Source organism: Aequoribacter fuscus (assembly GCF_009910365.1).
GTDB lineage: Bacteria > Pseudomonadota > Gammaproteobacteria > Pseudomonadales > Halieaceae > Aequoribacter > Aequoribacter fuscus.
This window is the reverse complement of the sequence record NZ_CP036423.1, coordinates 2,312,582-2,332,894: the sequence shown is the minus strand read 5'-3', so window position 1 is coordinate 2,332,894 and position 20,313 is coordinate 2,312,582. Positions and strand designations below refer to the sequence as shown.

Here is a 20,313-nt window from a genome sequence, read left to right as displayed (position 1 = left end):
CAGGCTAGATGGCAACGGAAATGTGTTCTTGCGTTTCGCCCGGCAGGGGGTGCTCGCTCACCTCTAACTTGAGTTTTCCGCTGTCGGTGAGTTCTGGCTCGACAATCTCGGCGCGCAGTTCAATGTCTTTTGAAGACAGCTCAACAACCGTGTTTAGCGCTTCATCTCGATATTTGAATTGAGCAACCGCCTGAGCGTCACGACCGTCAGTCCACACTTTACTTTTGCTGTAGTAATGGCCTAGCTGATTGCGAATAACAAAAGTGTCGGGCATGGTATTAACGTTCTCCCAGTAACTTAGCTTTGGCGTCATTCACGCGTGCGGCTAGGTAGTCGTTACCGCCACGGTCGGGGTGCAATTTTTGCATGAGCTTGCGATGCGCTGCAATGATATCGTTTTTGGAGGCACCCTCGGAAAGGCCCAAAATTGCCAGTGCTTCTTTCTCCGTTAACTGTCCACCGCTGTCGCCCGGCGGTGGCGCTTGATTTTGATAGTCCTCGCCGAAGCGCTGCTCGAGGTAGGACAGCAGTAGTTGGGTAGAATCCGCGTCGTTGGCGCGACAGTATTCCAAGAGCGTGTCGAGCTCGCTCTGCGAGAGCTCTGATAGCAGCTTACCGCTGAATGCACCAGCCAGTACTGTGCCGTTCAAACGACCATTACTGTGATCTAGGGTCATGCGTAGTATGGCAGACTCCACTTGAGAAGTGGCGCCAGAGCCCGTCTGCCCCAACCAACCCTTAAGATGGGGTAGCAGTTGGATCAACAGGGGCAGCGATTGTCTTAGAAGTACCAATAAGCCAGTGATCAATGCGCCAACCCAGTGCATTTTGCCGCTAAGTGCCAGTAATACGGCCACGACCAAAGCCACCACAAAAATCAGCTGAAGATAGGCCGCTTTGCGTTTTGGTGCGGGTAGGGCTTTGATGCGTGTTACGGCAATGTAAAGAGCGAGTGCAGCAGCGGCAAATAGTATCAGTTTTGGCATCAGGACTTTGGCAACTGTTCCAGTAGCGTTAGCGCCGCGTCATCGCGACGTTGAGTCAGCGCAGTATAACCGCCTTGGGCATAGGCTGCCACGGCACTGAGCAGATCGCGAAGGCGACCTGGCGCACCGAGGTCGAAACGGGCATAGGCACCGGACGACACGCGAGCCATGTGTTGAAAGGTGTCTTCAACGCCCAGGTTGTGGCCTTCTTGAAATAGGAACAACGGTAATTTGCGCAGCCCGCATTGTCCCGCCAGATCAATAATTTCATGGGGTGGCTCTTCGATCGCATCTCCAATAAAAATTAGACCGCGTATAGGGCTTGATTGATGCTCGCTCAGAGCATGACGCAGTGTTTTTCGAATTTGAGTTTGCCCCCCAGCACAGCGAACGCTCGACATTTTTCGGCTGAGAATGTCGGCATCGGTGAGCCAATCGGTTTGACGGAACTCCTCGAAACCCCGGTAGAAGCACAATTTCAGGGTTAAGCCTTTCAAGCCATCGGTTGCATGCAGCAGCGAATGTGTGAGTGAGCAGGCTAAATCCCAGGTCGGCTGTCTGCTCGCCGTTGCGTCAATCACAAAAAGTAGGCGCTGTTGTTGCTTAACCACCTTAGAAATGGTCTTGTGCTGCTTTATGAAAGCGCTAATCTCATTACTGGAATTCGTGGTTTTTAGCGTACCGCCCATACTGTGGCTCTGCTGTCATAATCTCGCTAAAATGATGACGACTTCAACGCCGGCGCGCAAGCCTCTTTGACAGCAAGCGCTGCTGCCCTAAGCGCAAGGATAGCACTATGGACTGGTTCTCGATTCGAAAAAAACATACCTTGGCCACTGCAGAAACGGCCTTACCTGACCGCAGTGAGGTGCTGACGCCAGGGCATGATCATCTGATTTATGGGCGTTCGATGCTGCCCCCTTACGCGTCTGACGAGCAAATCGTCTATTTGGGCATGGGCTGCTTTTGGGGTGCCGAGCGACGCATGTGGCAGCAAGAAGGGGTCAGTTTAACTGCGGTAGGATACGGTGGCGGCATCACGAAAAATCCAACCTATGAAGATGTTTGTAGCGGTAAAACGGCGCACGTGGAACTGGTGATGGTGGCGTATCAACCGGCTGTTACGAGCCTTGAGGCGCTGCTTAAGATTTTCTGGGAAGCCCACGACCCCACTCAGGGTATGCGTCAAGGCAACGACTTGGGCACTCAGTATCGGTCGGCTATTTACACGACGAGTGACGAACAGCTTCAGGCAGCGCAAGCATCTTGCGAGGCTTATCAAGCGGGTTTGAGTGCGGCAGGTTATGGCAACATCACCACAGAGATTGCCCCGTTTTCTAACTTTTTCTTTGCCGAGGACTACCATCAGCAATATCTGCACAAGAATCCAAATGGTTACTGTGGGTTGCGTGGAACGGGTGTGAGCTGTGCTATCTAAGCTTACGCGATGAGTTTACCCAGTAAAGCGCTGACCGCGGTTTCTACTCGCATGATTCTTGCGCCTAAATTGACGGGTGTGAGCCCGGCCTTTTGTAACAAGTCGATTTCGTAGGGGATAAACCCACCCTCGGGGCCTATGGCGATGAGACGCGGTTCGTCGCTGCGGTTGGTGTTTAGGCTAGACTGCACGCGGTGATCGCCCAACCAAGCGTTTGGGTAAGACCTAGCGAGGCCTGGGAGTATGTCTTCTGCGAAGGGCTTAAAGCCCTTGTGCCAGCGTAAACTCGGAGGAACGGTGTCCCCAGCTTGCTCTAAAGCCGTCAGAATGGTGCGGTCCACAGCATCGGGCTTTAAATAGGGCGACTGCCAATAACTCTTTTCGACTCGGTAGCTGTTGATGATGTGAATGGCCTCGACGCCGAGCTCAATGCTTGCGCTGAGTATACGTCGCAGCATTTTAGGCCTCGGCAAAGCAAGTACCAAGCAGATTGGTTCTTTGCTTGGTGGTCTTTCGGACAATGTAACATCAAGTACAGTGCGGGTTTCAGTGTGCTCGATTACCGTACCCAGCCCCAGTTTGCCGCCGTAAACGCCAACTTTGAGTGAGTGGCCAACCTGGGGTCGCAGGACTTCGATACAGTGCCGATGAGCGCTTGGGTTCAACTGCGCTTCAAAATGATCACTGGTGGTGTCGTTCTCGAGCAGTATGATATTCACTACTCAACCCAAAGATCGTATTCGTCAGCTCCAGTAATCTCTGCTGTGACCAGGTCGCCCGGGCGCAAGTCGGTGTAGCCGGGGAGGTGCACCACACCGTCGATCTCGGGCGCATCACCGCGGGTGCGGCCCATAGCACCCTCACTGTCGACGTGATCGATAATGAGTTGCTGCTCGGTACCAATTTTCGCGGCACGCCTTTCAGCACTGATAGTTTGCTGTAGCGCCATGAAGCGTTCCCATCGGTCTTGTTTGACCTCATCGGCGACGGGGTTGGCTAAGGCGTTAGCGGGTGCCCCTTCGACGGACGAGTATTGGAAACAGCCGACGTTATCGAGCTGAGCTTCGCTAATAAAGTCGAGTAGCTCTTGGAACTGCGTCTCTGTTTCCCCGGGGAATCCCACGATAAAGGTACTGCGTAACGATAGATCGGGACAGACTTTGCGCCAGCTGTGGATTCTGTCGAGTACTTTTTCAGCCGCCGCAGGGCGTTTCATAGCCTTGAGTATATCGTGAGAGGCGTGCTGAAAAGGAATGTCTAGATAGGGCAGGATTTTACCCTCGGCCATTAATGGAATGACATTGTCGACGTGGGGGTAGGGGTAGACGTAGTGCATCCGGACCCAAACGCCTAGGGAGCCCAAGGCTTCGCTCAAAGCCAGCATTTGAGTTTTGACGGGGCGGCCATCCCAGAAATCGGTTTTGTATTTCAGGTCCACACCGTAGGCGCTCGTATCTTGTGATACGACCAAGAGCTCGCGCACGCCACCGCGCACCAGAGCCTCGGCTTCCCGCATAACGTCACCAGCGGGCCGGCTGACCAAATCGCCGCGTAAATGCGGAATGATGCAAAAGCTGCAGCGATGGTTGCAGCCTTCCGAAATTTTCAGGTAAGCGTAGTGTCGCGGCGTGAGTTTGATTCCGTGATCAGGTACTAAGTCGATAAAGGGATTGTGCTCTTGTGGTTTGGGGACGTGGTGACGCACCGCTGTCATGACGTCTTCGTAGGCCGCGGGTCCCGTGACACTCAGTACTTTGGGATGTAGGTCTTGGATGCGCTTGGCATCGTCACCCGCACCCATGCAGCCCGTGACAATCACGCGGCCATTTTCAGCTAAGGCCTCGCCGATAGCATCCAAGGATTCTTGTTTGGCGCTGTCGATAAATCCGCAGGTGTTCACGATCACGAGGTCTGCACCCTCGTAGGAACCACTGATGGCATAGCCATCTTGCTGTAGCTGGGTGAGAATTCGCTCGGAGTCGACTAATGCCTTTGGGCATCCTAGGCTGACAAATCCTACGGTTGGGTTTTGCGTTTGCGCTTCAGACACGCCCGTGCTTCCTTAATCTCAAAAACGCAATGATACCACGGCTTAGGTGATAACTTCTTGTCTACAAGTTCCGATTAAAGGTGGGGCCAAAAGCGCTAATACGCAGTTGTTTCTTTAGATGTGCTTGCAGCGATAAACACTCGTCGCGGTTCAAAAATTCACCCACGCGTATCGAGTGTGTTCGATCTTGGATGTAAAGCTCGGGGCCATCCCAAGGGTGGTTTTCTGGGCGGATGGCTAGGCTGGTTTCGTCTCTAGGTAGAGTGTAGGTAAATTTTGGGGCGTAGACGCCTTTGTCAATTCGTACCGTGTCGCCGTTAAAGGTGATGACATGCTTGAAATGAAGTTTCCAGTGTACGTAGTACAAGGAGGCGGATAGCGCGGCGATTTCGAGCCCTGCGAACGGCAAAATCGGCCAGGCTCCCAGGCTCCAGAAAAATAGGGCCGCGCCGATGGATGGAATCGATAAGAAAATAATCAGCTGCTTGTTTTGCTTCCAACTGGCGGATAGGTTGGGTTGCGCCACAATAACGTGCTTTTGATCATGTTCCGAGGCGTTGACCAAGCGCTTATCTCCTTAAAATCGATATGATAGTGGCTTTTTTTATGAATTCCACACTCAATACTTACGCGAGCCTTAAAAGGCTGGCTCACTTTCGATACTCAGCCATTGACCTGTGACGGGATGTTTCAGGGCTAATCGTTCGGCATGCAATAACAGACGGTCTGAACGCGACAAACTTTCAGGGTCAGCGTACAAGTCGCAACCTAGAATCGGGTGGCCGATGCTCAGCAAATGCAAGCGGAGTTGGTGTGATCGGCCGGTGACAGGGTGCAAGCGCAGACGGGTGGAGTTATTCCCCCGAGCGATTACGGTGAAGTGCGTGATGGAGGGCTTGCCGCGCTCAAAGCACACTTTTTGTCGCGGTCGGTTCTCCCAGTCGGCGCGTATGGGTAAATCAATTGTGCCTGCATTCTCTTTGATCTCGCCGGCTACCACGGCGATATAAGATTTGGCGACTTGTCGTAAGCGGAACTGCCGAGAAAGCTCGGCGTGACGCTCTTTGCCCAAGGCGATGACCATAGTGCCCGAGGTGTCTAAATCGAGCCTGTGAACAATGCGGGCGTCGGGGTAGGTTTGTTGCAGTCGCGAAATTAAGCAGTCTTTGTTGAGTGGGTGTTTGCCCGGCACGCTCAACAAAAAATGCGGTTTAGCGACAAATAATAGGTGTTCATCTTGGTATAAGATCCCGATCGGTTCTTGCGAGTGCGGAACAAGATAGTCGCTCATTGCCCTAGGCGGTTTTGAGTGCGGCCAAATATTGACTGATGGTCTGCTCCAAGCCCAGATACAGCGCATCAGCCGTGAGGGCGTGACCGATAGAAACCTCCGCTAAGTGCGGTAGGTCGCTGAACAAGGATAAGTTATCTAAGTTCAAGTCATGACCCGCGTTAATTTCAAGTCCTGCCTCGTAGGCCGCTTCCGCCGTACGCGCGAATAATTCGAGGCTTTGTTGACCGCGCCCCTGCTCGAATTCGCGGGCAAACGTCTCTGTGTAAAGTTCGACTCTATCGGCACCCAAATCGGCGGCTAACGCCACGGTGCTTGGGTTGGGATCGACGAATATACTGCTGCGTACCCCCCACTCTTTGAGCTGCTGCAATATCGGTCGTAGTTTGTCGGCATCACGCTCCAAATCAAAGCCGTGATCCGAGGTCAGTTGGTCGTTGGCATCGGGTACTAGCGTGCACTGTGCAGGTCGAATGGCATCGACCAGTGGCATAAACCCCGGGTAGTCACTGACCCCCTTTCGTGTGCTTGGCATCGGTGGGCTGAAGGGATTGCCCTCGATGTTGAGTTCAACCGAAAGCGCTTGTTTAAGAGCGTAACAGTCGTCTACGCGGATATGGCGTTGGTCTGGGCGGGGGTGCACCGTAATGCCATGAGCGCCGTAATGAATGCAGCGCAGGGCATAATCAACCACCGATGGGATAACGGTGTCGCGTGAATTCCTAAGTAGGGCCACTTTGTTAACGTTAACGCTTAACGCAATCATGGCTTATTGACCCAGGTCACTTTGTTGATGACGACCGGTTTGGTTGGGCTGTCGGTGAAGGCGCCGCCCCGATTTTTTATGGGCGCCGTCGCAATGAAATCCACCGTGCTCATGCTCAGCTTATCTTTGACTTTGCCAAACACGGCATAGCCGGCTTTGCCCGGGGCCCAGTCCAGGCGTAAGTTGTTACGATGGTTGATAAAAAATTGATCTGTTGCCGAATCGGGATCGTCGGTACGCGCCATCGCGATTGTGCCGCGGACATTGTGTAGTTTCGATTTTTTGGCTTCGTTTACAATGGGGGAGTCGCTGGGTAACGGTTCATAGCGTTCATCAAACCCACCCGCTTGAATCATAAAGCCGTTGATTACGCGATGAAAAATCGAGCCTTCGTAGTGGCCCGATTCAACATACTTCAGGAAATTTTCGACGGTAATGGGCGCTTTGCGGTGAAACAAACACAGGGTGATGTCGCCCTCCGAGGTCGCGAGGGTGACCACTGGTGAAGGATCATCACCCTCGTCGCATTCTTGCGCTTGCAAAGTGTTCGTTGTTATCAGCAGATAAATAGCCGAGAGCGCGCCCAGCCAACGCCTAGCCGTAGGTGTCATCATTTAACTCCATCCCGAATTGCGCTTGCGTTGAGGCCACAAACGTGGGACCAACAAAGCAATGAGTACGCCCAAGCCCACCGCGAGTGCTCCGTCCATGAACTGGCTGTGTTCCATGCGTTCACGCAAACGTTGGTTTTCGGCTTGAGTCATTTCGAAGTCAGCGGTCAGTTCTTCGACCCGCTGAGTTAAGGATTGGTTTCGAGTCTCAATGTTGATGGCGTCTTCAGACAAGCTGCGCAAGGTTTCTAGCGCTTTTCGAGTTTCCGCCAGATCGGTTTGCGCTTGATTCATTGCTGCAACCGCACTTTCTTTCTCGATTCGAAGACGGTCCACATCGCTCTGTAAATTCTGCATGCGGGTTTTGAGCTCGGCTTGGCTGCCCTGCATACTTTCCAGAACGGTCCGCGCCGGGGGTTGGTCCATGAGATACTGGGTACGAATCCAGCCTTGGGTGCCATTTTGAGTCGTTACCTCGGCAAATTCGTTGTCTTCACTCAGTTGCATTATCTCGAGTTGAGTGCCGCTGGGAAGCCCGCGGTGGACGATTCGGAATTGCCCGCCAGGACCGCTGCGGAGCGGAACAAAGTGCTTGTCGCTGATGTATTGGATTTCGGCACGAGCAAGGGCGCTACTGAGTATGAGCGCCGCTGTCAATAAAGCCGCTAAACGTTGCACAGAAGTCATGGGTTGTCTCGCAAAACTTGTAGTATAACCTCGCTGGTGACAGGTCTAAACCTTCCGTTTAGGGTAAGGCTTTGCGGTAGGGTCGAATTGAGACCTCCGCGAATAGTCCCGCCAGGGCATAAGGGTCGTTAGCGGCCCATTCCGCGGCGTCGGCGTGCGTCTCGAATTCGGCAATAATTAAGCTCCCTTCTACGGGTACGCTGGGGTCGGGGCTCGCTTCGCTGGGAATAGGGCCCGCGATAATCAAGCGGCCTTGGTCGACCAAAGGCTGGATGTGCGCCAAGTGTGCTGGGCGTGTGGCAGCGCGAACTTCGCCATGGTTGGGTTTATCGCTACACAAAATAATAAATAACATACTAATGATCCTGTTCAGCGGGAGCCGATGTCTCTTTTTTGAGATACGGCGTCATAATGATGGCGGTCAGTATGGTCAATACCACGGTGAATCCAATGGCAGAATAAAGCTTGTAGCTGACCCAAGCGTCCTCGCTAAAGGTGTAGGCAACCCATAAGTTTAAGCCACCGACGATGGTGAAGTGGCTGGCCCAGACCAAGTTCAAGGTCGTCCAGGCTCGCTTAGGTAGCTGTAACTGCGCGCCCAGGGTGCGCTCCATGATAGTTTTTTTGCCGATAAATTGTGAGCCGATAAACAGTATGCCCAAGGCCCAGTTGAATATCGTGGGCTTCCACTGAATAAAGAGTTCGTTGCGAAGCACCACGGTTGCAGCACCGAATATTAATACAGCGGCGAGCATCCACAAGCCCCGTTTTTCAAATTTACGCTCCCATAACGCCAGCCCAAAGACTTGCAGGGTAGTCGCTATCATTAGGATCAGGGTGGCGCTATAAATGCCATCCATCGTGTAGGCCCAATCGCCAAGACGTATTGTCTCGCCGTTCATTTGATAGCTAATAAAAAATAGCGCTATGGGTACAAATTCCAACAGTTGTTTCATCGGGCCTCGGAAGTGATCGTGGTACACTGTCGCTATGGTAACGCAACGGTGGACAAAAGACTTGTTGCAAATGGTTTGAGAGCATTAAAAGGTAAGATGAGGCTTTAATGTCGCAGCGCTTAGATTTACACGTGCACAGCACATGCTCGGATGGCGCTTTGTCTGTGCCGGACCTGCTGGAGCGTGCGCTCGCCGCCGATATTCAAACCATAGCGCTGACGGATCACGACACCATCAAGGGTGTAGAGACTGCCCGAGAATGGCTGTCGAATAATTCAGAGGCTTCACTGCAATTGATCTCGGGGACCGAATTGTCCTGTGTTTGGCAGGGGGTTACGATTCACGTGGTGGGGCTGAACTTTGACGTTCAAAACACTCTACTGGACTCCTATTTGCAGGGCTTAGACCACGCCAGATCGGAACGCGCTGAACTCATTGCCAGTCGGCTAGAGAAGCAAGGTTTTAAGGGCGCTTTGGCTGGCGCTCAGGCGATCGCGGGTGAGGCTCAGCTGGGACGTCCCCACTTTGCGCGCTGGTTGGTCGAGGCTGGCCATTGTGACTCGATGAATGCCGCTTTTAAACGGTGGTTGGGGCGCGGTAAGTTGGGTGACGTCAAAGTGTTTTGGCCGAGTCTAGAAGAGGCAGTTGGCGTGGTTGTGAACGCGGGCGGTGTTGCTGTGTTGGCGCACCCACAACATTACGGTATGACCAGAGCCAAACTCAAGCGGCTTGTCTTTGCTTTTGCGCAAGCCGGAGGGAGTGCTCTAGAACTCCCTCTGGGCAAAGACCATGCCGATGTCGCCCTCTATGTCCGGCGTTTGCTAAACGAATGTGAGCTCAGTGTATCACTGGGCAGTGATTTTCATGCGGACTCCGAGTGGGGGCCGCGCTTGGGGGTAGATGTGGCTGTTGCTCGCAATCTAAACCCCGTTTGGGCTGGCTGGTAAATCAGTGCGGCCGCAGGAGAGTGCACAGTGAGTCAATTTTTTCAGATCCACCCAGACAACCCGCAAGCGCGCTTGATTAAACAGGCGGCAGATATCATTCGTGCAGGCGGAATCGTGGTTTACCCCACGGACTCGGCCTATGCCTTAGGTTGTCATATTGGCGATAAGCGCGCTCTAGATACCATCCGTCGCATTCGTAAACTAGACGATAAGCACAACTTTACCCTCGTGTGCCGTGATTTGTCAGAGCTTGCGAACTTCGCACGCGTCGACAACGCCGCCTACCGTTTGCTCAAAGCTGCAACACCCGGGCCCTACACGTTTATCTTAAAGGCGACGCCTGAGGTGCCCCGACGTCTGCTTCACGCTAAGCGCAAGACCATTGGCCTGCGGGTGCCAGAGAATAATATTGCTCAGGCTTTGTTGGCAGAATTAAACGAGCCCATGATGAGTGTAACGTTGATTATGCCTGACGACGAAGACCCCTTAATCGACCCCTACGAGATTCGGGATTTGCTGGAGCACGATGTAGATCTGGTTATCGATGGCGGCTACTGCGGTTTAGAAATGACGACAGTGATTGATCTGGCCGACGACGAGCCTGTTTTGGTGCGACAAGGCAAAGGGGATATTGCCCCCTTCGGGCTATAGTCGGGTATACTTGCGCCACACTCGAGATGAGTGAAGGAGAATACGTTGAGTAATCCAACCGCTGGCGCGAAGGGTGCCAGCCCTTTTAATCCAAAAGCCGTCATGGGGCCGCCTTTACCGCAGCAAGGCGAAATGCCGTTTGCGGTGGTTATGGGGCAGGCCCTGACTGAGTTGCCCAAGGATTTATACATCCCGCCCCAGGCGCTGGAGGTCATACTCGAGGCCTTTGAGGGGCCACTCGATTTATTACTGTATTTAATTCGTCGCCAAAATTTAGATATTTTGGATATCGACGTTTCGGATATTACTGAGCAGTACATGCAGTACGTCGAGCTTATGGACGCGCTGCAGTTTGAATTGGCAGCAGAGTACTTGTTGATGGCCGCTATGCTGGCGGAAATCAAGTCGCGTATGCTGTTGCCTAGGCAAGTTGCCGATGAAGAAGATGAGGAAGATCCGAGAGCTCAACTCATTCGTCGACTGCAAGAGTATGAGCGTTTCAAGAAGGCCGCAGAGGATATCGATGAATTACCGCGTGTGGATCGCGATGTCTTTTTAACGAGCGCAGCACCGCCCGAAATCGAGCGAATTCGTCCCGAGCCTGAGGTGGGTTTGCAGGAAATTTTGGTCGCTTTTGCAGAGGTTATGGCGCGGGCCAATATGTTCGAGAGTCATCATATTCAGCGCGAGGCGCTATCGACTCGAGAGCGAATGTCGCAAGTTCTTGAGCGACTGTCCGGCGAGAGCTTCATGCCGTTTGTGTCGTTGTTTAAAGCCGAAGAGGGACGCATGGGTGTTGTTGTGACTTTTTTGGCGATTATGGAACTCATTAAAGAATCACTGGTTGAAATAGTGCAAACCGAAGCCTTTGGGCCCATTCATGTTAAGGCGCGTGCATCATGAGTGAAATTAACTTAGCCAATATCGTAGAGGCGACTTTGTTTGCCGCAGGAAAGCCTCTGTCTACCTCGCAGTTGCGGGAAGTGTTCGAAGAACACGAACGTCCTGACCCGGACGCCGTGAAAGAAGCGATTGAATTGTTGCAAGAGCGTTATCAGTCAACGGGGCTTGAGTTAGTTCGAGTCGCAAGTGGATTTCGGTTTCAGGTGCGTCAAAATCTGTCTGACTGGGTAGCGCGTTTGTCCGAAGAGCGTCCACAGCGCTATTCTCGAGCTCTGCTCGAAACGCTCGCGCTCATTACTTACCGCCAGCCCATTACCCGTGGTGAAATCGAAGAAATTCGTGGTGTCGCGGTCAGTAGTAATATTATCAAAACCTTGTTGGAGCGCTCGTGGGTGAGAGTCGTAGGGCATAGAGATGTTCCCGGGCGCCCCGCGATGTACGCGACCACCCGGCAATTTCTGGACTATTTTAATTTGAAAAGTCTGGATCAGTTGCCGCCCTTGGCCGAGGTTCGTGATTTTGAAACATTGAACGCAGAATTGGGCTTTGCGGACCCCGCTCCTGCAAACATAGAGGGTGAGGATGCATCTGGCGCGACGGAGTTGTCGACAAGCGATTCAGCAGAGGTTACGCAAGAGCCACTCTCAGACGACTACGAAAGTGCGTTTGAGCAACAAGACGAGGACTCAGTCGACGACGTCATTTCGCGTGAGTTTGACTGAGCACTTACACATTGAAAACTTTACAATCGACGGGATGTTGAATGAGCAATAAACACAAATCGAAAGGCAAGAAATCGGAACTCGACCTAAAAAAAGATTCTAAGAAAACGGAGTCGAGTAAAAGCCAGAAAGACGAAAAGCTGCAGAAAGTGCTGGCACGGGCCGGGTTGGGCTCGCGACGTGAAATGGAAAAATGGATTTCAGATGGCCGCGTCAAATTGGATGGACGCATCGCTGAACTCGGCGATCGCGTTTGCGACAACGCCGCCATCGAAGTCGATGGTCAAGCGCTGTCGAGGGCCCCCGCGGAAGCCGTTCGCTGCCTGCTTTACCACAAACCGACAGGCGAAGTGTGTACGCGCAAAGATCCAGAGGGACGTCGCACTGTATTCGAGCGGCTGCCTAAGGTTAAGGGTGGCCGTTGGATCAGTATTGGTCGATTAGATTACAACACCTCGGGTTTGCTGCTGTTTACCACGGACGGCGAACTCGCTAACGCTTTAATGCACCCATCGGCGGTGATCGAGCGCGAGTATATGGTTCGAGTCATGGGCGAATGGGATACTGACACTCTGCAGCGACTGATTCACGGTGTCGAGCTCGATGATGGGTTTGCACGCTTTACCGATATCCAAGATGGTGGCGGTGACGGTATTAACCATTGGTTTTATGTAGTACTTATGGAAGGGCGCAACCGGGAAGTGCGTCGTCTATGGGAGTCGCAAGGTTTGACGGTTTCTCGCTTAAAACGGGTCCGCTATGGTGAAGTGTTTATCCCCTCGAAGGTGAAGCAGGGTAAGTGGATGGAGCTTGATCAAAAAGACGTCGATGTGCTGTATGCCATGGCCAGTTTGCCACCTAAATCGGTACCCAATCTGTCGGTTGATGAGCGTAAAAACATGGACCGTCAGCTGAAAAAAGCCAAAGCAAAAAAACCGAAAAAGGCCCACTAGGGCCTTACTTCTGCAGGTCAATACTGGCGCCGTGAATACCTTTTGCATGCTCGCTGAGCAAGAATACATAGGCGGGCACTAGGCTCGCTGCGCTAGCAATGCTCTCGGGGGATTCACCAGGGAAAGCTGCTCGCCGCATTTTTGTATTCGTCGCACCCGGATTGACGCAATTGACTCGAATGCCATCGGTCTCAAGCTCGGCGGCTAGAATGCCCGAGATGGCTTCTGTGGCAAATTTTGAGGCCGAATAAGCCCCCCAAAATGCTCGCGCTTGACGTCCAACACCGCTGCTCGTAAAAATAATCGAGGCGCTTTGCGATTCGCTCAATAACGGCAATAGTGCTTTGGTCAGAACGACAGGCGCGAATGCATTGACAGTCATCACTTGTGACCACTCGCTGAGGTTCGCGGTCGCAATCGGTCCGAGCTTACCCAGCAGGCTAGCATTATGGACCAAGCCATCAAGGCGGCCGAAGGCATCGCCGATCATATGGCTTAATTGGTTGGCCTGCTGTTCATCAAGCGTTCCCAGGTCCATCGGTATGACCACAGGCTCGGCTAAGCCCTCGCTCATAATTTGATCGTACACAGCATTGAGCGCATCTTCCCTGCGGCCCAGCAATAAAACAATTGCGCCTGCGCGTGCGGCACCAAGGGCGAGCTGCTCTCCGATACCCGCGCCGGCACCGGTAATCAAAATGACCTTGTCACGCAAAGAGACATCAGCGTTATTGGGGGCTATATCTGAATATTTCATTGCCAGTCCTTTATGACTTGGTATAAATCTTGGCTGCGGTAGCAAACGGCGTCTGCGTGCCAGCCTTCTGCTTCTGAAGGGGTGTCGATGTAGCCCCAGGCTGCGGCAATGGTATGCATACCAGCAGCTTTCCCAGCCTGCACGTCGCGGACATGGTCGCCGACAAAAACGACGTCATGAGGCATCAGGTTTAGGTGTCGGCAGTTTAACAGTAAAGGCTCTGCGTCGGGTTTCGGTTTGCTCACGTGATCGGGGCAAACTACCGTGCGGGGCTTACTTGGCAAGGCCATCTGGTCGAGCAAGGCGTTGGTGTACAGGCTGGGTTTGTTGGTCGAAATTCCCCAGGCGATGCCGGCAGATTCAAATTCCACCAGAAGATCGCCAAGCCCAGGATACAGCTTAGCGTGTAAGCCGATGATCTCAAGATAGTGTGTCAACAGCTGTTGTCGAATAGATTCAAACAGCGGTTCGTTGTCGTTAATACCCAAGGTATTGCGAACCAAGCCTGCAGAGCCATCCGAGATGGCGGTGCGTATCTCGGGCTCACTTAAGGGCGGTTGGCCCAGACTCTTACGTAGTTGGTTAAGTGCCCACAAAAAGTCAGGTGCGGTATCGACCAAGGTGCCATCTAGGTCAAACAGAACGGCTTTGATGACTCTTCGGCTCATGGCTTGCGCGTTCTGACCATGTAATTGACCGATACGTCTCCGGATTGCAGGCGGTAGCGCTTACTCAGAGGGTTGTAGGTGAGTCCAATCATGTCGTCGAGCTCCAGTCCCGCGGCTCGGATCCACTGCGCAAGCTCGGCTGGGCGAATAAACTTTTGATAATCGTGAGTGCCTTTGGGTAGCAAGTTCAGGACGTATTCGGCGCCGATGATCGCAAAGGCGTAGGCCTTTGGGTTGCGGTTGATGGTGCTGAAATAGAGCGTGGCACCGGGCTTTGCTAAGCGGGCGCACGCCGCAATCACTGAGGCCGGGTCCGGCACATGCTCGAGCATTTCTAGGCAGCAAACCACATCGTAGACTTCGGGTTCTTCTTCGGCTGCTTGCTCGGCAGTGCTGCGTCTGTAGGTTACGTTGGCGCCTGATTCCAACTTGTGCAGCTCTGCCACCGATAACGGTGCTTCCCCCATGTCGATGCCCGTTACCTCTCCGCCGCGGAAGGCAAGTGACTCGGACAGGATGCCACCGCCACAACCTACGTCGATCACTTTGCGTTCGGCGACAGGCGAGTGAGTGTCGATGTAATTCGCTCGCAGAGGGTTAATTTGATGCAGCGGCTTGAACTCGCCGTGCTCGTCCCACCAGCGTGATGCTAGCGCTTCGAACTTGCTGATCTCGTCGTAATCGACGTTGTTCTGAGCTGTCATGCGAGCTCCTTCGCTGATGTGGTGGGGTTGGCATTACTGGCGATTTTAGCGCGCCAAGCTTGAGCGCTGCGAATGATCTTGGATTCGTCGAGCGTTTGCAGTTTACCATTGTTCAAAAGCTGGCGGCCAGCAACCCAGCTGTGCTGTACATGCGCTCCGTGTCCAGCGTAGACCACCTGGGAAATGGGGTTGTGTAAAGGTTGCATTGAGGCGTCGTCAAAGTTGATTGCGATGACGTCGGCCCATTTACCCTGCTGCAGACTGCCGGTTTCATGATCCAACCCTAAAGCCTTGGCGCCACCTAGGGTTGCCATGTGCAGAGCTTGCTCTGCATTCAAGCTAGCGGGATTCCCGGTGGTCAGTTTGGCCAGTAGGGCGGCGAGTCGGACCTCGGCAAACAAATTTAAACCGTTGTTTGATGCGGCGCCGTCTGTGCCCATTGCGACGTTAATTCCCGCGTCTAACAGATCGCTCACTGGACAGGCGCCGGAGGCGAGTTTCATATTGGAGCTCGGGCAGTGAATCACATGTGACCCCGAATCGGCGATAGCGCGAATGTCGTCTTTACTGAGCCAGACCATATGAACGCACTGCATGTGCGGACCCAGCATCCCCAGGCGCTTTAACGTTGTGATGGGGCGTTCGCCGTTGATTTCGACGGCATGCAGTACCTCGGGTTTGGTCTCGTGTACGTGCATTTGAATGCCCATTTCGAGCTCGTTGGCGAGCGTCGCGATCTTCGCAATATCCCGCTCTTCGAGCGAGTAGGGTGAGTGAGGGCCAAAAATCACTGATACCAACTCGCTTGACTTGAATTTATCGCGTACCGCCAGTCCTTTGCTTAAATATTCGTTTGGCTCGCTCGCCCACTGGGTGGGTACGTTGATGATTGGGAAGTTCACTTGGCAGCGCATGCCGGCATCGCAGGCGGCTTGAGCTGTGCTGTCGGGGAAGAAGTACTGGTCGCTAAAGGTGGTGGTGCCGGTCTTGATCATTTCGGCCATGGCGATGTTTACACCATCTCTCACAAAGTCGGCGTCTACCCAGCGGCCCTCGGCAGGCCATATGTGATCTTGTAGCCAAGGGGTCAAGGCGAGATCGTCAGCGAATCCTCTTAATAACGTCATAGCGGCGTGACCGTGGCAGTTGATTAGGCCCGGCATGAGTAGGTGATTGCCGAGCTCGATTTGCTGAGCCCCCGGATTTCTGGCGGCTTCTCGAGTAGGGATCAAGGCTTCTATCTTGCCATTTTCATCGATGCATAGCGTGTGATCTTTGAGGAGTCCTGAGTGGGCTTCGCCGGTGTAAACCCAGGCTGCATGTAGCTCAATCGGTCTGGGCATATCGCTTCCTTTCGCTTCGCAGGGTGTTAGAAACGCGCAGTATATCGGAATTTTCGGGATCGCAATCTGATCACTCGGTAAAACCCTAAAAAATTAGCGGTTAGGGGTCTGAGAGCGTATAATCGGAGGATTAAAAAGAAGGGTGCGTTGACGGGGTGATACTGGTGAGCGCAACCCGCAGACAGGGGTGTTTTAAAGCCTATGGGCGAGTTAGCAAAAGAAATCTTTCCAGTTAATATCGAAGACGAGCTGAAGCAGTCATATCTCGATTACGCCATGAGCGTAATCGTTGGGCGCGCTCTTCCTGATGTGCGCGATGGTCTCAAGCCAGTGCACCGCAGAGTTCTGTTCGCTATGAACGAATTATCGAACGACTGGAACAAAGCCTACAAAAAGTCTGCCCGTGTGGTGGGTGATGTCATCGGTAAATATCATCCGCATGGTGATTCGGCGGTGTATGACACTATCGTACGTATGGCTCAGCCATTCTCATTGCGCTATATGCTGGTCGATGGGCAGGGCAACTTTGGCTCTATCGATGGTGACTCGGCCGCGGCGATGCGTTACACCGAGATTCGCATGCGCAAAATTGCGCACGCAATGCTGGCGGATTTGGACAAAGAAACCGTTGATTTTGTCGACAACTACGACGGCACTGAAAAAATCCCAGCAGTATTGCCGACGCGAATTCCCAACCTGTTGATCAATGGTTCTTCAGGTATTGCGGTCGGTATGGCGACCAACATCCCGCCGCACAATATGACCGAAGTGGTCAGCGCGTGTATGGCGCTGCTCAATAATCCCGAAATTACCATCGATGAGCTGATGGAGCATATTCCCGGCCCCGATTTCCCAACGGGCGCCATTATCAGTGGTCGCGCTGGGATTTTGCAGGCTTATCGTACGGGAAGAGGCCGCATCTATGTGCGTGCTAAGGCCGAGGTCATCACTGACGAAGCCAAAAATCGTGACACGATTATCATTCATGAAATCCCCTATCAGCTGAACAAAGCTCGATTGATTGAGCGAATTGCAGAGCTGGTTAAAGAGAAGAAAATCGAAGGCATCTCTGAGCTTCGCGACGAGTCGGACAAAGATGGCTTGCGTGTTGTTATCGAGCTTAAGCGCGGCGAGATGGGCGATGTGGTGTTGAACAATTTGTACGCCCAGACTCAGCTACAGTCAGTGTTCGGCATTAATATGGTCGCCTTAGAAAACGGCCAGCCTAAGGTGATGAACCTTAAAGAAATTATTGACGCTTTTTTGCGACACCGTCGCGAAGTGGTCACCCGTCGAACCATTTACTTGTTGCGCAAAGCGCGAGAGCGCGGCCATTTGCTGGAAGGTTTGGCCATTGCGCTGGCAAACATTGACCCTATTATCGAGTTGATTAAAAACTCGCCAAGCCCCGCGGATGCGCGTGAGGGCTTGTTAGCTAAGGTGTGGTCGCCCGGCGATGTCGTGGCGATGTTGGAACAAGCTGGTGAAGACGCGTGTCGCCCTGATGGCTTGGAGGATCACTACGGCTTGCACGACGGTATGTACCGTTTGTCTCCTGCCCAGGCACAGGCGATTTTGGAATTGCGTCTGCATCGTTTAACGGGGCTTGAGCACGAGAAGCTGTTGAATGAGTACCAAGAAAAGTTGAAAGAGATTGCCGATTATCTCCATATTTTGGGTGATTCGGATCGTTTAAAGCAGGTGATTCGCGAAGAGCTGGAAGAGGTGGTTGAGGAGTTCGGCGACGAGCGTTTGACCGAGATCGTCGATTCTCAGCACGATTTGTCGGTAGAGGATTTGATTACGCCAGAAGATCGCGTGGTGACAATTTCGCACGGCGGTTACGCGAAGACACAGCCTTTGTCAGACTATCAAGCCCAACGCCGCGGCGGAATGGGCAAAAGCGCGACCGCCGTTAAAGACGAAGATTTTGTTGAGCATTTGCTGGTCGCATCAACGCACTCAACGATTTTATGTTTCACCAACTTGGGTAAAGTGTACTGGCTGAAGGTCTATCAGATTCCTGTGGCAGGGCGTCAATCTCGTGGTCGTCCCATGGTGAACTTATTGCCACTCGACCCGGGCGAGCGGGTGACCTCGATTTTGCCTGTGGCCGAATACACCGAAGATCACTACATCTTTATGGCCACAGCCAAGGGTATTGTGAAGAAAACGGCATTGACGGATTTTTCCCGTCCGCGTAGCGTCGGTTTGCGCGCTCTGGAATTGGCAGAGGATGACGTGTTGGTTGGAACAGCGATTACACACGGCGAATCAGATGTCATGTTGATGAGTAGCGCTGGTAAAGCGGTCCGTTTTGCCGAGCAAGATGTCCGCCCCATGGGACGTACAGCGCGCGGTGTGCGCGGTATTCGAATGGGTGATGAAGACGAAATGATCGCACTGATCATCCCTCAAGAAGGTAGCTATGTCCTTACTGCGAGCGCAAATGGCTATGGCAAAAAGACGATGGCATCCGAATTTCCCCGCAAAGGTCGAGGCACCAAAGGTGTTATTGCGATGGTAACAAACGATCGCAACGGCCCATTGGTCGGCGCGGTTCAAGTCGGCGAGGCCGATGAGCTGATGCTGATCTCGAACCAAGGGACAATGGTGCGTACCCGGGTTTCGGAAATTTCGACTTTGGGGCGAAATACCCAGGGCGTGCGGGTCATTCGCCTCAAAGAGGGCGAAGAATTGGTTCGTATCACGCAAATTGAAGAATCCGATGAGCTGCCAAGCGAAGCTGAAGCGGCTGAAGGCGATAACGCCGAGTAAACTAGTACAAGGAAAACGCATGTCCAGAGTGTTTAATTTTTGCGCAGGGCCAGCGGCTCTGCCTGAAGCAGTGTTGTCTAAAGCCCAAGCGGATCTGATGGATTGGCAAGGCCGAGGTTTGTCGATTATGGAGATGAGCCATCGCAGCGATGAAATCGTGTCAATCGCAAATGAAGCTGAAGCGTCATTGCGTCGCCTGATGAGTATTAGCGATGACTACGCCGTCCTGTTCCTGCAGGGTGGTGCCAGCCAACAGTTCGCTGCTGTGCCGCTTAATCTGGCTGCCGGTAACCAAGCCGCCGATTACGTCAACACCGGGCAGTGGAGCAAAAAAGCGATTTCTGAAGCGAAACGGTTTGCCGATGTATCGGTAGTCGCCTCGTCAGAAGACCGCAACTTTACCTACGTGCCTGCAGTGAATTCTTGGGCGCGTCGCGATAACGCCGCCTATGTTCATATTTGTCCCAACGAGACCATCGGTGGTGTGGCCTACAGCGAGCTACCCACTGGCGAAACACCCATCGTCGCGGATATGTCCTCAACCATCTTGTCGCAGCCCATCAATGTGAACGATTACGGCGTCATTTACGCAGGCGCTCAGAAAAATATTGGACCTGCGGGTTTGACCGTTGTGATCGTCCGTAAAGACTTATTAGGAAAGGCTTCTGAACATTGCCCAACCATGCTGAACTGGCAGGTGGCAGCTGAGAACGATTCGATGTACAACACGCCGCCAACTTTTGCTATTTACTTGGCCGGGCTCGTATTCGAGTGGCTTGAAGACTTAGGTGGGTTGGGTGCGATGGCAGAAATCAACCAGCGTAAAGCCGGCAAGTTGTATGACTATATCGACGGCTCAGGCTTTTATGCTAACCCCGTTGCCTTACCGAACCGCTCGCTGATGAACGTGCCGTTCACGCTTGCTGATGCCGCATTAGATAAAGCCTTTTTGGCGGGTGCGGACGCTGCGGGTTTGCTTAACCTAAAAGGTCACCGTTCGGTTGGCGGCATGCGTGCTTCCATTTATAACGCGGTGCCAGAAGCTGGCGTCGATGCTTTGATCTACTACATGCGCGATTTTGCGAGCAACAACGGGTAAGCA

24 protein-coding genes are annotated in these 20,313 nt (G+C 53.0%); 8 read left to right on the top strand and 16 right to left on the bottom strand.

From position 1 onward, the window contains the following. Positions 1 to 4: 4 nt before the first annotated feature. From EYZ66_RS10445 to EYZ66_RS10435, 3 genes are read right to left on the bottom strand one after another with little or no spacing between them, the layout of a single operon-like run. Positions 5 to 274 (bottom strand): hypothetical protein, encoded by a 270-nt coding sequence (locus EYZ66_RS10445; RefSeq protein WP_009575007.1) that lies wholly within the window; start codon positions 272 to 274, stop codon positions 5 to 7. Between the two features lie 4 nt (positions 275 to 278). After that, the gene (locus EYZ66_RS10440; RefSeq protein ID WP_009575006.1) at positions 279 to 986 is read right to left on the bottom strand and encodes a J domain-containing protein; all 708 of its coding nucleotides are present in this window, start codon (positions 984 to 986) and stop codon (positions 279 to 281) included. Then, positions 986 to 1,675 (bottom strand): hypothetical protein, encoded by a 690-nt coding sequence (locus EYZ66_RS10435; protein WP_009575005.1) that lies wholly within the window; start codon positions 1,673 to 1,675, stop codon positions 986 to 988. The genes EYZ66_RS10440 and EYZ66_RS10435 overlap by 1 nt, the downstream gene beginning before the upstream one ends. 107 nt (positions 1,676 to 1,782) lie before the next feature. On the opposite strand from EYZ66_RS10435, the gene msrA reads away from it, so the two are divergent. Continuing rightward, positions 1,783 to 2,424: a peptide-methionine (S)-S-oxide reductase MsrA gene (msrA, locus tag EYZ66_RS10430; RefSeq protein WP_009575004.1), complete on the top strand. Its 642-nt coding sequence runs from the start codon at positions 1,783 to 1,785 to the stop codon at positions 2,422 to 2,424. A gap of 2 nt (positions 2,425 to 2,426) precedes the next feature. Here the strand turns inward: msrA and EYZ66_RS10425 are convergent, their stop codons facing one another. The 9 genes from EYZ66_RS10425 to EYZ66_RS10385 all read right to left on the bottom strand — a co-directional run bounded on the left by EYZ66_RS10425 (position 2,427) and on the right by EYZ66_RS10385 (position 8,785). Then, complete coding sequence (locus EYZ66_RS10425; protein WP_009575003.1) at positions 2,427 to 3,143, bottom strand: 16S rRNA (uracil(1498)-N(3))-methyltransferase; 717 nt, start codon at positions 3,141 to 3,143, stop codon at positions 2,427 to 2,429. Next, positions 3,143 to 4,474 (bottom strand): 30S ribosomal protein S12 methylthiotransferase RimO, encoded by a 1,332-nt coding sequence (gene rimO / locus EYZ66_RS10420; RefSeq protein WP_009575002.1) that lies wholly within the window; start codon positions 4,472 to 4,474, stop codon positions 3,143 to 3,145. The genes EYZ66_RS10425 and rimO overlap by 1 nt, the downstream gene beginning before the upstream one ends. A gap of 61 nt (positions 4,475 to 4,535) precedes the next feature. Then, positions 4,536 to 5,039 carry a DUF2244 domain-containing protein gene (locus tag EYZ66_RS10415; protein ID WP_009575001.1) on the bottom strand — a complete coding sequence of 168 codons (504 nt, stop codon included), beginning with the start codon at positions 5,037 to 5,039 and terminating at the stop codon, positions 4,536 to 4,538. A gap of 72 nt (positions 5,040 to 5,111) precedes the next feature. Then, a complete protein-coding gene (locus EYZ66_RS10410; protein WP_009575000.1) occupies positions 5,112 to 5,765 on the bottom strand; it encodes a pseudouridine synthase in 654 nt (217 codons plus the stop codon). Between the two features lie 4 nt (positions 5,766 to 5,769). Continuing rightward, positions 5,770 to 6,531, bottom strand: coding sequence for a pyridoxine 5'-phosphate synthase (locus EYZ66_RS10405; RefSeq protein ID WP_009574999.1), 762 nt, complete (start codon positions 6,529 to 6,531; stop codon positions 5,770 to 5,772). After that, complete coding sequence (locus tag EYZ66_RS10400; RefSeq protein ID WP_009574998.1) at positions 6,528 to 7,145, bottom strand: peptidylprolyl isomerase; 618 nt, start codon at positions 7,143 to 7,145, stop codon at positions 6,528 to 6,530. Before EYZ66_RS10400 ends, EYZ66_RS10405 begins: the two co-directional genes overlap by 4 nt. After that, positions 7,146 to 7,829: a TIGR04211 family SH3 domain-containing protein gene (locus EYZ66_RS10395; protein ID WP_050793375.1), complete on the bottom strand. Its 684-nt coding sequence runs from the start codon at positions 7,827 to 7,829 to the stop codon at positions 7,146 to 7,148. Between the two features lie 58 nt (positions 7,830 to 7,887). After that, a complete protein-coding gene (locus tag EYZ66_RS10390; protein ID WP_009574995.1) occupies positions 7,888 to 8,184 on the bottom strand; it encodes a YciI family protein in 297 nt (98 codons plus the stop codon). Between the two features lies 1 nt (position 8,185). Next, positions 8,186 to 8,785, bottom strand: coding sequence for an inner membrane-spanning protein YciB (locus EYZ66_RS10385; protein ID WP_009574994.1), 600 nt, complete (start codon positions 8,783 to 8,785; stop codon positions 8,186 to 8,188). A 107-nt stretch (positions 8,786 to 8,892) separates the two neighbouring features. Between EYZ66_RS10385 and EYZ66_RS10380 the strand changes: the two genes are divergently transcribed. From EYZ66_RS10380 to rluB, 5 genes are all read left to right on the top strand, one after another. Next, complete coding sequence (locus EYZ66_RS10380; protein WP_009574993.1) at positions 8,893 to 9,732, top strand: PHP domain-containing protein; 840 nt, start codon at positions 8,893 to 8,895, stop codon at positions 9,730 to 9,732. A 27-nt stretch (positions 9,733 to 9,759) separates the two neighbouring features. After that, a complete protein-coding gene (locus EYZ66_RS10375) occupies positions 9,760 to 10,383 on the top strand; it encodes an L-threonylcarbamoyladenylate synthase (protein ID WP_009574992.1) in 624 nt (207 codons plus the stop codon). A 102-nt stretch (positions 10,384 to 10,485) separates the two neighbouring features. Then, on the top strand, positions 10,486 to 11,286 hold the full coding sequence (locus EYZ66_RS10370; protein WP_083814338.1) for a segregation and condensation protein A: 801 nt from the start codon (positions 10,486 to 10,488) through the stop codon (positions 11,284 to 11,286). Continuing rightward, positions 11,283 to 12,008 (top strand): SMC-Scp complex subunit ScpB, encoded by a 726-nt coding sequence (scpB, locus tag EYZ66_RS10365; protein ID WP_009574990.1) that lies wholly within the window; start codon positions 11,283 to 11,285, stop codon positions 12,006 to 12,008. Before EYZ66_RS10370 ends, scpB begins: the two co-directional genes overlap by 4 nt. 41 nt (positions 12,009 to 12,049) lie before the next feature. Next, entirely contained in the window at positions 12,050 to 12,961 is a 912-nt protein-coding gene (rluB, locus tag EYZ66_RS10360; protein WP_009574989.1) for a 23S rRNA pseudouridine(2605) synthase RluB, read from the top strand. A 4-nt stretch (positions 12,962 to 12,965) separates the two neighbouring features. Here the strand turns inward: rluB and EYZ66_RS10355 are convergent, their stop codons facing one another. Genes EYZ66_RS10355 through EYZ66_RS10340 form a run of 4 tightly spaced genes read right to left on the bottom strand, consistent with a single transcriptional unit; the run spans position 12,966 to position 16,433 of the window. Further along, the gene (locus EYZ66_RS10355; protein ID WP_009574988.1) at positions 12,966 to 13,718 is read right to left on the bottom strand and encodes a YciK family oxidoreductase; all 753 of its coding nucleotides are present in this window, start codon (positions 13,716 to 13,718) and stop codon (positions 12,966 to 12,968) included. Further along, on the bottom strand, positions 13,715 to 14,386 hold the full coding sequence (locus EYZ66_RS10350; protein WP_009574987.1) for an HAD family hydrolase: 672 nt from the start codon (positions 14,384 to 14,386) through the stop codon (positions 13,715 to 13,717). Before EYZ66_RS10350 ends, EYZ66_RS10355 begins: the two co-directional genes overlap by 4 nt. Then, positions 14,383 to 15,090, bottom strand: a complete 708-nt coding sequence (gene ubiG / locus EYZ66_RS10345; protein ID WP_009574986.1) for a bifunctional 2-polyprenyl-6-hydroxyphenol methylase/3-demethylubiquinol 3-O-methyltransferase UbiG — start codon at positions 15,088 to 15,090, stop codon at positions 14,383 to 14,385. The genes EYZ66_RS10350 and ubiG overlap by 4 nt, the downstream gene beginning before the upstream one ends. Then, positions 15,087 to 16,433 carry a TRZ/ATZ family hydrolase gene (locus tag EYZ66_RS10340; RefSeq protein ID WP_009574985.1) on the bottom strand — a complete coding sequence of 449 codons (1,347 nt, stop codon included), beginning with the start codon at positions 16,431 to 16,433 and terminating at the stop codon, positions 15,087 to 15,089. Before EYZ66_RS10340 ends, ubiG begins: the two co-directional genes overlap by 4 nt. Positions 16,434 to 16,634: 201 nt before the next feature. On the opposite strand from EYZ66_RS10340, the gene gyrA reads away from it, so the two are divergent. Both gyrA and serC read left to right on the top strand, forming a co-directional pair. Continuing rightward, entirely contained in the window at positions 16,635 to 19,211 is a 2,577-nt protein-coding gene (gyrA, locus tag EYZ66_RS10335) for a DNA gyrase subunit A (protein ID WP_009574983.1), read from the top strand. Positions 19,212 to 19,230: 19 nt separating this feature from the next. Beyond that, entirely contained in the window at positions 19,231 to 20,310 is a 1,080-nt protein-coding gene (serC, locus tag EYZ66_RS10330) for a 3-phosphoserine/phosphohydroxythreonine transaminase (RefSeq protein WP_009574982.1), read from the top strand. Positions 20,311 to 20,313: the final 3 nt, after the last annotated feature.

Bases quoted from the DNA above. Each gene is read 5' to 3' on its own strand.
- EYZ66_RS10445 (WP_009575007.1), bottom strand. From the start codon at position 274: ATGCCCGACACTTTTGTTATTCGCAATCAGCTAGGCCATTACTACAGC.
- EYZ66_RS10440 (WP_009575006.1), bottom strand. From the start codon at position 986: ATGCCAAAACTGATACTATTTGCCGCTGCTGCACTCGCTCTTTACATT.
- EYZ66_RS10435 (WP_009575005.1), bottom strand. From the start codon at position 1,675: ATGGGCGGTACGCTAAAAACCACGAATTCCAGTAATGAGATTAGCGCT.
- msrA (WP_009575004.1), top strand. From the start codon at position 1,783: ATGGACTGGTTCTCGATTCGAAAAAAACATACCTTGGCCACTGCAGAA.
- EYZ66_RS10410 (WP_009575000.1), bottom strand. From the start codon at position 5,765: ATGAGCGACTATCTTGTTCCGCACTCGCAAGAACCGATCGGGATCTTA.
- EYZ66_RS10405 (WP_009574999.1), bottom strand. From the start codon at position 6,531: ATGATTGCGTTAAGCGTTAACGTTAACAAAGTGGCCCTACTTAGGAAT.
- EYZ66_RS10400 (WP_009574998.1), bottom strand. From the start codon at position 7,145: ATGATGACACCTACGGCTAGGCGTTGGCTGGGCGCGCTCTCGGCTATT.
- EYZ66_RS10395 (WP_050793375.1), bottom strand. From the start codon at position 7,829: ATGACTTCTGTGCAACGTTTAGCGGCTTTATTGACAGCGGCGCTCATA.
- EYZ66_RS10390 (WP_009574995.1), bottom strand. From the start codon at position 8,184: ATGTTATTTATTATTTTGTGTAGCGATAAACCCAACCATGGCGAAGTT.
- EYZ66_RS10385 (WP_009574994.1), bottom strand. From the start codon at position 8,785: ATGAAACAACTGTTGGAATTTGTACCCATAGCGCTATTTTTTATTAGC.
- EYZ66_RS10380 (WP_009574993.1), top strand. From the start codon at position 8,893: ATGTCGCAGCGCTTAGATTTACACGTGCACAGCACATGCTCGGATGGC.
- EYZ66_RS10370 (WP_083814338.1), top strand. From the start codon at position 10,486: ATGGGGCCGCCTTTACCGCAGCAAGGCGAAATGCCGTTTGCGGTGGTT.
- scpB (WP_009574990.1), top strand. From the start codon at position 11,283: ATGAGTGAAATTAACTTAGCCAATATCGTAGAGGCGACTTTGTTTGCC.
- rluB (WP_009574989.1), top strand. From the start codon at position 12,050: ATGAGCAATAAACACAAATCGAAAGGCAAGAAATCGGAACTCGACCTA.
- EYZ66_RS10355 (WP_009574988.1), bottom strand. From the start codon at position 13,718: ATGAAATATTCAGATATAGCCCCCAATAACGCTGATGTCTCTTTGCGT.
- EYZ66_RS10350 (WP_009574987.1), bottom strand. From the start codon at position 14,386: ATGAGCCGAAGAGTCATCAAAGCCGTTCTGTTTGACCTAGATGGCACC.
- ubiG (WP_009574986.1), bottom strand. From the start codon at position 15,090: ATGACAGCTCAGAACAACGTCGATTACGACGAGATCAGCAAGTTCGAA.
- EYZ66_RS10340 (WP_009574985.1), bottom strand. From the start codon at position 16,433: ATGCCCAGACCGATTGAGCTACATGCAGCCTGGGTTTACACCGGCGAA.
- gyrA (WP_009574983.1), top strand. From the start codon at position 16,635: ATGGGCGAGTTAGCAAAAGAAATCTTTCCAGTTAATATCGAAGACGAG.
- serC (WP_009574982.1), top strand. From the start codon at position 19,231: ATGTCCAGAGTGTTTAATTTTTGCGCAGGGCCAGCGGCTCTGCCTGAA.